At 42.6% G+C, this 15,458-nt stretch carries 11 protein-coding genes; 5 read left to right on the top strand and 6 right to left on the bottom strand.

The genetic code is table 11. The annotated features are described in order from the left end of the window. Positions 1–80 precede the first annotated feature (80 nt). Entirely contained in the window at positions 81–851 is a 771-nt protein-coding gene (locus tag ACRC53_RS09180) for a transporter substrate-binding domain-containing protein (RefSeq protein WP_438643147.1), read from the bottom strand. 98 nt (positions 852–949) lie between these two features. Between ACRC53_RS09180 and argR the strand changes: the two genes are divergently transcribed. Continuing rightward, complete coding sequence (gene argR / locus ACRC53_RS09185) at positions 950–1,420, top strand: transcriptional regulator ArgR (RefSeq protein WP_438643148.1); 471 nt, start codon at positions 950–952, stop codon at positions 1,418–1,420. 180 nt (positions 1,421–1,600) lie between these two features. On the opposite strand, the gene ACRC53_RS09190 is transcribed toward argR, so the two are convergent. Then, a complete protein-coding gene (locus ACRC53_RS09190) occupies positions 1,601–2,983 on the bottom strand; it encodes a TrkH family potassium uptake protein (RefSeq protein WP_438643228.1) in 1,383 nt (460 codons plus the stop codon). A gap of 307 nt (positions 2,984–3,290) precedes the next feature. Then, a complete protein-coding gene (gene mpl / locus ACRC53_RS09195; protein ID WP_438643149.1) occupies positions 3,291–4,655 on the bottom strand; it encodes a UDP-N-acetylmuramate:L-alanyl-gamma-D-glutamyl-meso-diaminopimelate ligase in 1,365 nt (454 codons plus the stop codon). Positions 4,656–4,873: 218 nt separating this feature from the next. Here mpl and fbp point away from each other — a divergent pair, with 218 nt between their 5' ends. Together fbp and ppa are read left to right on the top strand one after the other, a co-directional pair. Further along, complete coding sequence (gene fbp / locus ACRC53_RS09200) at positions 4,874–5,881, top strand: class 1 fructose-bisphosphatase (RefSeq protein ID WP_438643150.1); 1,008 nt, start codon at positions 4,874–4,876, stop codon at positions 5,879–5,881. Positions 5,882–5,973: 92 nt separating this feature from the next. Continuing rightward, the gene (ppa, locus tag ACRC53_RS09205; RefSeq protein ID WP_438643151.1) at positions 5,974–6,504 is read left to right on the top strand and encodes an inorganic diphosphatase; all 531 of its coding nucleotides are present in this window, start codon (positions 5,974–5,976) and stop codon (positions 6,502–6,504) included. A 158-nt stretch (positions 6,505–6,662) separates the two neighbouring features. Here ppa and tamB read toward each other — a convergent pair whose 3' ends face one another. Further along, positions 6,663–10,535, bottom strand: a complete 3,873-nt coding sequence (gene tamB, locus ACRC53_RS09210) for an autotransporter assembly complex protein TamB (RefSeq protein ID WP_438643152.1) — start codon at positions 10,533–10,535, stop codon at positions 6,663–6,665. Then, entirely contained in the window at positions 10,532–12,259 is a 1,728-nt protein-coding gene (gene tamA, locus ACRC53_RS09215; RefSeq protein WP_438643153.1) for an autotransporter assembly complex protein TamA, read from the bottom strand. Before tamA ends, tamB begins: the two co-directional genes overlap by 4 nt. Before the next feature lie 124 nt (positions 12,260–12,383). Between tamA and msrA the strand changes: the two genes are divergently transcribed. Beyond that, a complete protein-coding gene (gene msrA / locus ACRC53_RS09220; RefSeq protein ID WP_438643154.1) occupies positions 12,384–13,025 on the top strand; it encodes a peptide-methionine (S)-S-oxide reductase MsrA in 642 nt (213 codons plus the stop codon). Between the two features lie 207 nt (positions 13,026–13,232). Beyond that, on the top strand, positions 13,233–14,588 hold the full coding sequence (locus ACRC53_RS09225; RefSeq protein ID WP_438643155.1) for a hemolysin family protein: 1,356 nt from the start codon (positions 13,233–13,235) through the stop codon (positions 14,586–14,588). A 211-nt stretch (positions 14,589–14,799) separates the two neighbouring features. Here the strand turns inward: ACRC53_RS09225 and ACRC53_RS09230 are convergent, their stop codons facing one another. After that, positions 14,800–15,006, bottom strand: a complete 207-nt coding sequence (locus tag ACRC53_RS09230) for a DUF1107 domain-containing protein (protein ID WP_438643229.1) — start codon at positions 15,004–15,006, stop codon at positions 14,800–14,802. Positions 15,007–15,458: the final 452 nt, after the last annotated feature.

Raw genomic sequence — 15,458 nt, forward strand, 5'->3', positions numbered from 1 at the left:
ACATCACACTAAACACAATCTGTTAACACACAGATTGAGAGTTAGCGCAAAGCGGGTTGAGTGTTGCATTATCCCCCGATTTAGTGGTGTTTCGGTTGTACGGATAACGCGGGAAAATAACGTTGATGCAAGGTGGCTAATGAGCCATCAGCACGCATCGCATCGAGTGCACGATTTAATTCACGCTGTAAAGCATGGCTCTGTTTTGGTATCGCAATGCCTAACCCTTGCCCAAAATAGTCGCGTGAAGTGTAAGCCTGCCCCAAAATTTTCCAGTTTTTTTTGTTGTGCTGACTTAACCAATTTAATGCGACAGCTTGATCAGTAAATACTGCATCAATATTACCGGTTGTCAGATCTGAAAATGCTTCTTGGTAACTGGCATAAGGTAATGGTGTAATATCTGCACCTAAATGACCATCTACCACAAAATTCATGAGTGTTGTTCCTGTTTGTACTCCAACAAGGTGCTCTTTTAGCACATCGAGCCCTGTAATATTATCCGCATTTACCACCAATATCGCTGCATTCTCTAAATAAGGCTGGGTAAAGTTCATTAATTGTAAGCGGCTATGATTAATATCTAAAGCGGCAATCGCGGCATCATATGCACCAAGGCGTAGACCTGATAGAATAGTATTAAAGGGTTGTTCTACAAACTCACAACGGCGTTGTAGCCTGTCACACAGGGCCATTGCCAGTTCAATATCAAATCCCGCTAATTGCCCTTGTTCGTTGTGATATTCAAAAGGTGGATACGTTGGATCAGTGGCAAAACGGATAGACATTGGTTCATCGGCCTGTGCACAAAAACAGCACAAGAAACTTATTGAAACAAGAAAACGCACCATTTTACACCTTATGCAGATAATCTCAGTTGTCTGAGTATTGAAAAAAAATGAATTTTTATGCAGTATAACCGCTGTTTTTTTGCATTTGGGAGCCCATAATGCGTAGCTCAGATAAGCAAGACCAACTCATTCGCGCATTTAAAGCTCTTCTGAAAGAAGAGAAATTCAGCTCGCAAGGTGAGATAGTTCAAGCATTATTAGATCAAGGTTTTCGTAATATAAACCAATCTAAAGTATCACGCATGCTGACCAAATTCGGTGCAGTGCGTACACGTAATGCGAAGATGGAGATGGTTTATTGCCTACCCGCAGAGCTTGGTGTTCCAACAACATCTAGCCCATTGAAAAACTTGGTGCTAGATATCGATTATAACAGCGCACTGATCGTGATAAATACCAGCCCAGGGGCAGCACAGTTAATTGCACGAATGCTCGACTCGCTTGGTAAAGCTGAAGGTATTTTAGGAACGATTGCTGGTGATGACACGATTTTTATCACGCCTTGCCGTACCATTAAAATTGAAGTTTTATACCATTCGATTCTAGAGTTATTCGAGCAACACGCTTGATACGCTGACCATGACCATGACCATGACCATTGTAATGGTACTTCGGTTTCATATAAAAAAAGCCCAAATGGGCTTTTTTTATTATCTCTTTTTTACGCTATGTCTTTCCTATTATACTGATATATTTTGGTTTTTATCAGTATTCACGTTGTGATTATACGGTGATATTCAATAACACCATTAATCACGCCAATAGGCTGGTGACATAAGCACAAGAAAAGGGAAGATCTCTAAACGGCCAAATAACATGGCTAACATCATTACATATTTTGATGGCTCTTTTAGACCACTAAAATTTGAGCCCGATGCACCATAGCCAATGCCCATGTTATTGATACAACCCGCAGTAGAGCCAATTGCTGTATCGAGTGTTTCACCAAATGCGGTCAGTAAGAATACAAAAATCAGTGTCATCATGACATATAAAAAGAAAAATCCGAGAACGGCTAATCCTTGGCGATCATGAATCGGTTTTCCTGCCATTTTCAGTGAGACAACGGAGCGCGGATGAATCAATAATTTAACCTCTTTAATACTTTGCGCAACCAACACCAAAATCCGCAATGCTTTAATGCCACCACACGTTGACCCAACGCAACCGCCAAAAAAACTTGCCCCAATAAGCAAGAATGTGACATCAACCGGCCAGTCTGGATAACCTGCTGTTCCTAAACCGTTATCCGTCATCACTGACATTGACTGAAAAAAACCGTGATAAAAAGAGGCCCATAAATCAAAGGTATTCGAGCGGTATAACCCCCAGACTGTGTAGGCAACCACACAAAAACAGACCAAGATATAGAGCCTGAACTCAGGGTTACGGCTAATAACTTTCAGGTTACGGCGCTGAAAAGCGATAAAATAGAGCGCAAAGTTAATGCCAGCCAGAATAGAGAAAATACCGGCAACCAGCTCGACACCGGCGCTGTTAAAGTAGGCCACACTTTCGGTATACGTTGAAAAACCACCGAGTGAGATCGTGGCAAAACCATGACAAATAGCATCAAACCACCCCATCCCCACGGCTCGAAAACTAAAAATACAGGCAAAAGTGAGCGCACAATAGACCACCCATAGGCTCTTGGCGGTATCAACAATACGCGGTGTCATTTTTTCATCTTTCATGGGGCCAGGCATTTCCGTTTGAGCCAGCATGCCGCCCACACCAATAAAGGGAAGTACGGCAATGGCTAAAACGATAATGCCCAATCCACCAAAAAAGTTTAATTGCGCGCGATAATACAACAAGCTTTTAGGCGCATGGGTGACATCACTTAAAATCGTTGCACCCGTGGTAGTAATACCCGAAATACTCTCAAACAATGCATCTGTTAAGCTAATATGGATACCCTTTAGCATGATCATGGGTAAGGTGCTAAAAAATGAAAACACCAACCAAAAGATCAATACCACCAAATAGCCATCTTTCGTTCCCAATTGTGACTTATTATTCTTCGTTAAATAATAAGTTATTAAACTTAATAATAGGGATATTACAAATGATTTAAAATACGCGGCTGACTCACCATCGCCCTCATAAATAGCAACAAATATTGGAATTATAAATGTGACGGAATAAAGTGCTAGCAAGTAGCTATTTATCTTTAAAATCGCCTTAAATTTACCGGCTGTAATCATGCAAAAACCTTACTCTATTTCAGGCAATTAAAGCGTAGAACAAAATAATTCATTAAAACTGACGGGTAACGTTCTTACTCAATGTCAGGGTACTGAAAAGCGGAGCTATCGTGCAACAATTACGCTTATCACACAAATAGTTTAGTGCCTATTTGTGTGTAGAAAAGTGTGCTACTTTCCATACACACAAATAATGCTCAGTGTGTGTGATTAACTCTGACGGTGTCTGAAGCTATGCAGAGCGTTGTTCAAGTGCTGCCAGTAGCTTTTGGTGAATCCCACCAAAACTGCCATTACTCATCACCAAAATATAGTCACCTTTTTTGGCTGTACGCATGATCATGGCCACTAACGTATCGACATCTGCTGCCCAATGTGCAGGCTGTACACAGGCTTCTGCTACCTCAGTCACCATCCAAGGGATATTGGAAGGTTGCAGTAAGAACACTTCATCGGCACGCCCTAAAGCAGGGGCTAAATCTTGTTTTTGTACACCCAGTTTCATGGTGTTAGAGCGCGGTTCAAGCACAGCTAAAATACGGGCTGTACCACCAATTTTAGCGCGCAGTGCGGATAAAGTGGCGGTAATGGCTGTGGGGTGATGGGCAAAATCATCGTAAACAGTAATGTCAGAGACACAACCTTTGAGCTCTAAACGGCGGCGTGCATTGATAAACTGGCTTAATGCAGCACAAGCATAAGCAGGCTCAACCCCAATATGGCGAGCTGCAGCAATCGCCATCAGGCCATTATGCATATTATGCTCACCTACCAAGCCCCAATGCACTTCGCCAACATACTGTTGATCAAGCTGAACACTAAATTGTGCGGCATCATGGCTGAGTTTTTCAGCTCTCCACTCACCGTTTTCACCGGCACTTTCAACTTCACTCCAGCAGCCCATATTCAGTACTGCTTTTATGTTGTTATCATGCTGTGGCACGATCAGTTTGCCGTTATTGGGTACAATTCGCACTAAATGGTGGAACTGTTTTTGAATTGCGTGCAAATCATCAAAGATATCAGCATGATCAAATTCAAGATTATTGAGAATTAACGTGCGCGGGCTGTAATGTAGAAATTTCGAACGTTTATCAAAAAAAGCACAATCATATTCATCGGCTTCTATCACGAAAAATGGGCTATTGCCCAGCCGAGCAGATACATCAAAATTACCCGGCACACCGCCAATTAAAAATCCAGGCTCATAGCCACAGTGTTCTAAAATCCACGTTAACATGCCTGCTGTGGTGGTTTTCCCATGTGTACCTGCAACGGCCAGTACCCAGCGATCACCAAGCAGATGATCATGTAACCACTGCGGGCCGGAGGTGTAAGGCAGATTGTTTGCCAGCACATATTCAACGCATGGATTACCACGCGACATGGCGTTGCCAATCACCACGCAATCAGGTTGTGGGGTTAATTGTACGGGGTCGAATCCTTGAATAATATCAATGCCTTGCTCTTGCAATAATGTGCTCATGGGCGGATAGACATTATTATCCGAACCGGTCACAGTGTGCCCTTGTGCACGTGCCAATAGAGCTAATCCGCCCATAAATGTGCCACAAATGCCTAGAATATGAATATGCATAGCTCGCTGTTCTCACTTTTATCATTTATCGTGCATTCTACTCTTGTCTGCAAACGAGAGGAAATCATGCTATCAAAGCGCAGAAATGTTCAACAGTGCAGGATATTTTTTATCATTATCGCTAAAATTGTGAACAGATACGCAAACGTTTGGTTTTAATACCTGCAAGCGATATCACTGTATACCTACTCACATGATAAATAATCAGGAAGATGACAATGAAAACACTTGGCGAATTTATCGTCGAGAAACAGCAGGATTTTCCCCATGCAACGGGAGAGCTGACTTCTCTGCTGGCCGCAATCAAACTGGCCGCAAAAATTATTCATCGTGATATTAATAAAGCCGGTTTGGTGGATATTTTAGGGGCAAATGGCCTTGCTAATGTGCAAGGTGAAAGCCAGATGAAGCTGGATGTTTATGCCAATGATAAGTTGAAAGCGGCATTACAAGCACGCGGAGAGGTGGCCGGTATTGCCTCAGAAGAGGAGGACGATATTGTCATTTTTGAAGGTGATCGCGGTTGTCATGCTAAATATGTGGTGTTGATGGATCCACTCGATGGCTCATCCAACATTGATGTGAATGTGTCAGTTGGAACAATATTTTCAATCTATCGCCGCATTACACCTGTAGGAACACCGGTAACACGCAAAGATTTCTTGCAACCGGGTCATCAACAGGTAGCCGCTGGTTATGTGGTATATGGTTCATCAACCATGTTGGTGTATACCACTGGCCGTGGCGTACACGGTTTTACTTATGACCCGAGTTTGGGTGTTTTTTGTCTATCGCACGAAAATATTCGTATTCCGCAACATGGGGTGATTTATTCCATTAATGAAGGCAATTACATCAAATTTCCACAAGGTGTAAAAAAATACATTAAGTATTGTCAGGATCACGACACTGCCAGTAAGCGCCCCTATACCTCGCGTTATATTGGCTCACTAGTAGCAGATTTTCACCGCAATATGCTCAAAGGCGGGATCTATATCTACCCAAGCACAGCAAATAGCCCAAAAGGGAAATTACGTTTGTTATACGAGTGCAACCCAATGGCTTTTTTAGCCGAGCAAGCGGGAGGCCGTGCAAGTGATGGTACGCACCGCATTTTAGATATTATTCCTAGTGAGCTACATCAGCGTGTGCCTTTTTTTGTTGGCTCGCAGGCAATGATGGATGATGCCGAGCGTTTTATGCGTGAACACGCTGAGAATACATAAGCTAATTGCGCTGCATTTTTCATCTTTTTATTTTAATCGAGATCGTTATACTCGTTGCGTTAACCACAATCTCTTTCAACAAGGAATTTGACATGAGCTTAAGCAAAGTACCAGCAGGAAAAAACTTGCCTGATGATCTCTACGTTGTGATTGAAATTCCGGCAAATGCTGATCCTATTAAATATGAAGTCGATAAAGAGTCTGGTGCTATTTTTGTTGACCGCTTTATGTCAACGCCAATGTTCTACCCGTGTAATTACGGCTATGTAAACCATACGCTGTCGCTCGATGGTGATCCGGTTGATGTTCTTGTCCCAACACCTTATCCACTGCTGCCTGGCTCGGTGATCCGTTGCCGACCTGTGGGTGTTTTGAAGATGACTGATGAGTCTGGTGAAGATGCCAAAGTTGTAGCGGTACCGCACAGTAAACTGAGCAAGCAGTATGAGCATGTGCAAGATATTGGTGATTTGCCTGAGTTATTACGTGCTCAGATCACCCATTTTTTTGAGCGTTATAAAGAGCTAGAGTCAGGTAAGTGGGTCAAAGTAGAAGGTTGGGAAGGTGTTGAGGCTGCCAAAGCTGAAATTCTCTCTTCATTTGAGCGTGCAAAAAAGGCGTAATGCTTATTGATTCGTGATCTATCACTGAATAAGTACTGACGGTCTTACTGATATTAAGATCATTATTATGAAACACACCGCTCAATGAGCGGTGTGTTTTCGTTTTCAAGTTATCATGAAAATACTATTTTACGGTGCTGATTCACCCTTTATCTGGTTTAAAACTCAAACTGATAAAGAATATCAAATGCCTGATTCAAGCCTGAAATTGCTTGTAAATACAGACTTGGCATTAAGCGATAACGCAATGTAAGTTCAGCTAATGAGTCAAAAATACCCACACCATATTTCACCTGTAGCCCCGGCAGAATATAACCACTCACCACCACTTGTGAGTTATCGCCAGCACCTTGTGTATCTAGAGAGAGATCACTAATACCAAATGCTTGGCCAATCTGCCCAACTAACTGGCTACCTTGTGATAAGCCAATGCCAATCAATGCTGAGGTCATCGCTCCGCTATCACCATCACCGTTATCCAACGGCTCTCCACGCAACAAGTATGAAAGTGCTTCTGCTTGTGACATGGCAGGCTCAGAGAAAATCGTCAATACAGGGCTATCAGCCAAGCCCGTAATACGTAAGCCTGCAACCACGTTATTTTGTACCGACTCAGGGTTACGGATAGCTTCAATATTAAGCATCGGCTGTTCTGGTGGGCCAACAAACAATAAGAGCCCTTTTCGAATCAGTAAATCTTGTCCAAATGAGTGATAACGGCCATCTGCCAGATAGACTGTGCCACGAATCGCCGGCCCCTGTGCATTTTGCAATACATGTAAATTACCATGCAAACGAGCCTTTAGACCAAATGCATCTAAACGAATGTCATCGCCTAAACGGATCATCAGATCTGTTTTTATTGCAGCACCAGGGTTAGTTTTTTCTACTGGCTGTAGTTTATTATTCAGTATGACCAAATCTGATGAGCTGTCTACCGCACTCTCTGGCAAGCTATCTACTTTAATGCGAGCCCACGGGATTTGTACTGAGCCAGTTAGCTCAATTTGTGTTGGTGAGGCACTAAAGGTGAGATCAGGCGTGACATCTAATCGCACCATCGGAGGCAGAGCAACCCGCAGACGGTTTGCATTGGCTTTGACCTGCGCACTCCACTGATCAGGTTTTTGCCAGTTAGCTTCACCACTTAAATTAAGTACACTCTCAGGTGTTTTTAATGCTCCTGACAGCGTTGAACTTGTACCTAAAAAACGAAGGGTTAAATTACCACCGGTAATATCGACAGGTAACCATGCACCTGTTAGCTCTGGCGCATTGAGGCTCAGATCACCACGCAATAATGGCTTTAAGAGTGAGCCGCCAAGTTGCAAGTTTGCGTTAATATCACCTTGTGCTTTTTCGCTTTTCTCTAGCATCGGTGAAAGCATACCTAAAGAAAGCTGATTGATTTTGATGCTGCCACCTAATTGGCGACTGCCCGCAAGATCATTGATCTCAATACGGTTATCTAAGCTACCATTCCCTTTAATTTGAATTTGATTGGTCAGAAGCAAACGCCCTTTATCAATATTCAGATTCAGAGCCAGTGTACTCAAATCTATCGGTAGGCGACGGCCCATTAACCACTGAACAAAAGCAATATCGTTACTATTGATACTCGCTTTGACTGTAGGCGTTGCTTCTCCTGCACGCCAGCGGATCTCACTTTGCCCCTGTAATTGCCCTTTTAAACGCATTTGGTCGCCTAAAAAAGGTTTAAGCATTGCTAAATCAAAACGACGTAAAGCAATTTGTGCCTGCCCACTCGCACCGACTGTTGCCGTTTGTGGTAAACAGATTTCCGCGTTAGGATTCGTTAAACATAAAGGGCTAATCGTCAGTTGTTGTTGGCTATTTTTATATACCAATGTAACAGGTGCTTGCAGTGCCCACGGGCCAATCGGTGTTTGTGCCTCGGTTTGGCTCAGTGTACCTTTCCAACTCATATTGTTACGATCAAAGCTGCCGTTTAACCGTAATCCGGCTGAAACGGGCTTACCTTGCATGGCAAAACGTAACTGATGTTGACGCTCATCACCTGTAGCGGTCAGTGTCAGTGTATTAACAGATAAATCTCCTTTTATCATGTTCTGTAAACTGATCTCGACATTGCCTTTAATCTGCTGATGAGAGTCTACTTTACCTTTAGCTTGTAAGCGGGCAATTTGCAGATCTTGCCAACGTAAACGGGTTGCCGTGAGATCGATATCTGCATTGGGTGTCATGAGCGCCCCTCGTAGCTGTATCCGACCTTTTACCTGCCCACCCAACGCAGGTAAAATGCCATCTAAGCGTGGCGCATTGATCTCTGTGTCTAAGTTCCAGTTTTTATCAATAACCCCTTTTGCTAGAAGGTTATTTCCCCCAACATTCAGTTTTAGGGTCGAAATATTCCATTTCCCTGTACTGCGACCACTCACTACAGCTTGTAAATCCAAGGGTTTTTTCAGTGCTTGCCCTTTGATGTTAAAAATAGGCACATCAATAGCCCATGCTTGGCTTTGTAATTCACCTTTTGTACTCACATGACCATTGAGCTGTGCTGGATAAGCTGGCCACTGTTTAGTAGTATTCAATGCATTAAGATAGAGATCGGCGCGCCATTTTAGTAATTTTGTCCATGCCAACGAGCCTTTTAATTGTGCATTGCCCCCTAGTGTATCAAGACGTAAATGTTGAACAACCACATGGGTCAGATCGCCTTGTGCTACTAAACCGATTTTACTCGCGGGCAAATCAGTACCATTGACAGCTACATTCACCTTTACCTGATAGTCTTTAGCACTTCCAGTCAGTTTCAAGGCTAAATTTTGCACACTATAATCTGCTGTGCCGGTTAATGGCCATGCGAGTCGCTTACTCTCTACTGAGAGTTGTAAAGGTAGACCCGCTGTAGCCAATTCGGTATGTAAAGATGCTTGGGCTTGTACATCACCACGCAGGGCTAATGCTATATTGAGCTGTTTATAGAGTGCACCACTCACCGTAAGTTGTACTTGCTGTTTTTTCAAAGGCGCAATGGCAAGATTTGCGTTCAGGGCTAACTGGAGAGGAAATGCTTTTGCCAGATTCATTGTACCTGACAATGAGGCATGGCCTTGCGGCAAGGTCACTTGTAAAGTTTGAATCGTTACTTTGTTATCAACGCTATGTGCGCTTAAAAGCAAATCATCAATACGTTGTGGTGTTCCTGTATCAATCAACGTCTGTTTTGCGTGGATCTGCTCGATAGTCAGATCAACAGGTAAGGTGATAACAGGTAACGTTGGTAATAGCGGTTTTGCAAACAAGTCTGTCAGTTGTTGCGCAATATCCTCTGAGACTGGTGGTGGCGTTTTATCCGTCGCCTTCATCGTTTTACTAGCAACATGCTTTTGAGCTGTATGCTTTTCTACTGCATGATCAGGTGTCATGGCATTGTTCGCTGTTATCGCCAAATTTGCACTTGTCGCCAAAGGGCTTGCAGTTGGTATGTCTGCAACGGCTGAAACAGTTTTAACATGCAGACCATTAAATTCTGTCGGTTTCAAGGTCACTAACTGCTCACGCCAGTGCGCAGCACTGGTAAAGTGCGCCAGTGAAATTTGCGTATTATCAACAGAGACGTTGATATTATCGAGCTGCAACAGTTGCAAACCCAATGGATATGGCGTTGAAATGCGGGTTAATGGCGTGGATTTTGAGGGTGCAGATGCAGGTAACAATGCCGTATTAATGGCAACATTCACATTGTTTACTGTGAACTGACGAATACAAACCTCGCTGCGGCGTAAACAGCGCAAATCCAATTGTAATACAATATCGCCGACAGCCACATCTACACCAGGCATACGGTATTCTACCCCTTGCAAGTGAATACCACGTGACCAATTACCCGATGCGACTTGAATATCTAATCCAGGAACCCAACGAGCGGCGCTATGAAATACAACTCGTAATCCAGATTCCGTGCCCAGTAAACCAACCAATATAGCAATCAGCAAAAATAGGGTAATTAAAAAGCCAATACTTAATTTTTTTAATGCACTCATAACTCTGGCCCCAGAGAAATATAGAACTGTACGCCGGAGCTCCCTTTAGCAAGGGGATGTGCAATATCAATACGCACCGGGCCAAGTGGTGATCCCCAACGAACACCGACACCTACGCCCGATTTGAGCTCATCATGGCTAAATTTATTCGTCGCAAAACCGGTATCGTAAAAAACTGCGCCCCACCAATTACCACTGACATTATATTGATACTCAAATGATCCGGTGGCCATTCTTGATGCCCCGGTTAGTTTTCCGTTGCTATCAACAGGCGAGATAGATTCATACCGATAACCACGAATGCTGCGATCACCACCGGCAAAAAAGCGTAAAGAGGGGGGGACTTTATCAAAATCGCTACTCTCTAACCAACCAGCTTCAAAACGAGAGACAAAACGATGCTTATTCGCATAAGTTCGGATCCACGTGCTGCGGCCACGGAGTTGCAACATATCAATATCGGATAACCATGCAGTGTTGGCATAGTAAATACCAAAAATCTGTGAGTCTCCCCAATATGGCATTAAGCCACCGCGTGAGCGTGTACGGGCAAACTGCACACCAGGATAGAGCAAGAAGGTATCAGCCTGCTGTAAGCCCTGCTTAAAACTGCTGTAACTGGCATTTAAGGTCAGTGTGTGTTGCCAACCTGAAGAGACATTCCAATATGATCCGATACTGGTCGAAATAGACCGATCGAGCGTGTCATTATTGTCTTTTGAATCAATTTTACTGTTGAAGGTGTAGAATTTCTCTAGCGGATTATCACGCGTAGGAACGCGATAACCAAACTCCAGTGTTTGTTCGAGGTGTGATAACCCCATTTTTGTTTCAGAGCTATGCCCCAGTTTATTAATCCAAGGTTTATTCCACGTGACATTTGTTCTTGGCCCAACATCTGTAGCATACCCTAAACTAAACTCCACTTTATTAGGCGCACGTGGAGCAACAGTAACCTGTAGGGGGACTTCAATACTCTCAGATGTTTTACTAAACAGTGGGTCAATAACAACATTACGAAACCAGTTAGTATCAGAGAGGTTTTGGTTCAATTTTGCCAATGTAGCAGCCAGATAATAATCACCTGGTTTAAAAGGAATGAGTGATGTTAGCCGCGACTCTAAAATTTGTGAGCCACTAAATGTAACCTGACCAAACCGATAACGACGACCACTATTCAGGGTAATAACCCAAAAAGCCTCGTGTAATTCAGGCGCAACTTCTAATTTACTGTTGGATACCTGAGCTTTGAAATACCCACGCTCTAATGCTAATGAAGTTAGCTGCTTACGGAAAGAGTCAAAATCACTCTGATTTAAAACAGACCCAATTTTAGGTGTCTTTTTCAATAATGCTTGAAATGCAGGGTCATTCTGCGCATCCCCTAACAACTCAATGGTGATTTTCTTAATTTTAACAGGTTCGCCTGGATTAACTTTCACCACCAACAACGGTTTTGCTGGCGGTTCACGGCGGACTAAATCAAACTGAATTTCAGGATTGAAATAGCCAAGTGCTTTTAATCCATCTTCAATACCGGTCTTAACCCGCCGTTTAAAACGTGGGCTGGCAGAAACTTCATCGTCTGTGATCGTTGAAAGGTGTGCACGCACATTACGTTGCAATTCACCACTTAAGCCATTTATTTGTAGTTTTACCGAGGCTTGTAATGGTAATGATGCAAATAGTAATGTGAGTAATAAATATACAGCTCTTTTTTGCACAAGCACCTCAACGGAGATCGCGTTGATTAAATTCAAGAAACATGTTCTTGTTCTATAATAACAGTGATCATAACTATCCATTTAACAGGAATATACAGCGTTGCACAAAAATACAGAGGATTTTATGATAAATTCAGATAAATCTACTCAAGTTAATATCAGCAATGCATTAAAAGGGCGTGCAACCCCTATTCACCTTAACATACCCCATGCACTATTTGGCATATCAATGCATTCGGCACCCCCACCTCATACACACACTATTATTATGGCCATGGGCTGCTTTTGGGGAGTAGAGCGCCTATTTTGGCAACAAAAAGGGGTGTGTTATACCGCTGTTGGGTATACCGCTGGCTACACGAAAAACCCACATTATGATGAAGTTTGTTCTGGCTTAACGGGCCACACAGAAGCTGTGCTGATCTACTATCAACCTGAACACATCCCGTTTGACCGCTTATTACAGCTTTTTTGGGAACACCACGATCCCGCACAAGGTATGCGACAAGGCCATGATCACGGAACACAATACCGCTCTGGCATCTACACCTTTACCGAAGAACAGACCAAACTTGCAATTTGTAGCCAATATGCTTACCAACATGCTCTGCATCAGAGCGGTGACTTACGCCCAATTACAACCGAGATTTTACCTGCACAGCCATTTTATTTTGCCGAAGAGTACCATCAGCAATATTTGTTTAAAAATCCGCAGGGATACTGCGGGTTAGCAGGAACAGGAGTCTGTTTCCCCACGCAAGGTTAACAACGACACCTAGCTTCTCAATCAACAGGCAGCTATACTGCTTAAGTTATTTAAGTTGGTTACTTAATCTACAACACGCAACTGTTGCGCTGCGATCTTATCGTCAGACATCTTCTTGCCGCTATGATCGTAGCGCGTGTAACTTTAATATCGATAACAAAACGCTCTACAATTTGACACCATAATTACTATTAAGGTCTCGTGATAATGCTGGAAAATATACTGGCCATTGTTCTGCTGATCGCGGGAAGTGCTTTCTTTTCCATTTCAGAAATCTCTCTCGCAGCGTCTCGTAAAATTAAACTTAAGGTGATGGCCGATGAAGGCAATGTTGGGGCAGCGCGTGTTATTGCTCTGCAAGAACAGCCAGGCAACTTTTTTACTGTTGTACAAATTGGGTTAAATGCTGTTGCAATTTTAGGCGGTATTATTGGTGATACGGCGTTTTCACCCTACTTTGAGAGCCTATTAATCCACTGGGTTTCACCAGAAATGGCCAGTAAAATTGGCTTTTTACTCTCATTCTCTATTGTTACAGGTGGTTTTATTTTATTTGCAGACCTGATGCCAAAACGCATTGGTATGGCAGAGCCAGAATCCATCTCAACGCGTATTGTCACACCTATGCAATTTTGCATCACGGTATTCAAACCTTTGGTCTGGTTTTTCAATGGAATCGCAAACACACTGTTTAAACTATTTAATATTCCCACCATTCGGAAAGAAGATATCACCTCTGATGATATCTATACGGTGTTTGAGCAAGGTGCATTAGCGGGGGTTTTGGGCAAACAAGAGCATCATCTGATTGAGAATGTGTTTGAGCTTGAATCACGCACCGTGCCCTCTTCAATGACACCGCGTGAAGATGTGATCTATTTTGACATTCGCGAAAGTGAGCAGAGTATCCGTGAAAAAATATCTGCACACCCACACTCTAAGTTCTTAGTGTGTGATAACAATATTGACAGCGTGGTCGGTTATGTCGATTCAAAAGATATGCTGATGCGAATTTTAAACGGAAAAAGCATTGCACTGCATGAGGGTTTACCCATGCACAACCCGCTGTTTGTACCTGACTCACTCACTTTGTCTGAAACACTAGAGAGTTTTAAAGGTAGCAGCGAAGACTTTGCTGTGATCCTCAATGAATATGCTCTGGTTGTCGGTATTATTACGCTGAATGATGTGATGAGTACACTGATGGGCGATTTGGTTAATCAAAATCAAGAAGAGTTGATTGTCCAGCGTGATGAAAATACGTGGCTGATTGAGGGAAGCACACCTATTGATGATGTTATGCGTGCATTAGATATTGATGAGTTCCCTGATTCAGATAATTATGAAACCATTGGTGGTTTTATGATGTTTATGCTGCGTAAGATCCCCAAACGGACTGATTATACAATCTTTGATAAATATAAGTTTGAAGTTGTCGATATTGATAACTTTAAAATTGATCAATTGCTTATTACACGTATTTCACATGAAAGTGTTAATAAAGGAAAAACGGAATCAACTACACCTGATAATAGTGAAAAAACACCTGAAGAGATGGAATAAAAAGCAGAATACATCAAGCAGTAACCGGTAACTGACGTTGTTATGCGTGCGGTATAAAAATAGATTAAGAAAATAGAGTACGCTGTTTAGCTCTTTTTATTTTTCTCATCACTAAAAAAGCCATCACTGTGTGATGGCTTTTTATATTGGCAATCTCTTTAACTTGCATACATCAGATTAACACCTGATTTCATTTCAACAACGTGAATGTTTAGGCTATCTCAGTATGAAGCTCGCTAATATGGCGATTAATCTCACTCATCACGCTGTAATGCTGTTTATCTTTTGTTTTAGGTAGCAAGATTTTACCTTGATCAAATTCAAAAGCACCGATGCCCTTAATATAGACACGGCCACGAAAAAACCCTTTTACGTAGCGCGCAATCACAGGGGGGTTGTAACGTTGAAAAATACGCATCATTGGTTTGACCTCCATTCAAGTCCACTTGTCTGCTCTCTCGGTGTTTGAATATTCCTTGTCAACCAAGTACAACATAATATTAACACAAGTGAGAAAAATCGTCATCATGACCATGTCATCATAGTCATAATGTCATGTTAGGTCGTTGATGATAGTCGGAAAATATTGCTGAAATTTGTCAGTAAAACGATATTTTGTGACGATTAACCCATTATCCTGCAATAGGATATATCTTCGCATAGACGATATTCCATGATCACTCCAGTGAGGACTCGATTCGCAAATCGCTAACTGTCTCTTTTTAAGCAACCCCTCACACAGAAAAAAACAACGTCTTTGTAACCTTTACCTGACAAATACCATCAGGCCAATTATGATAACAACAGGCCACATTTTCGCCACATCACGCGTTAGTCGCCACACAGCTTATTTCAACAAAATTGCCATCG

It is taken from the genome of Plesiomonas sp., assembly GCF_051652165.1.
Taxonomy (GTDB): domain Bacteria; phylum Pseudomonadota; class Gammaproteobacteria; order Enterobacterales; family CAMTGL01; genus Plesiomonas.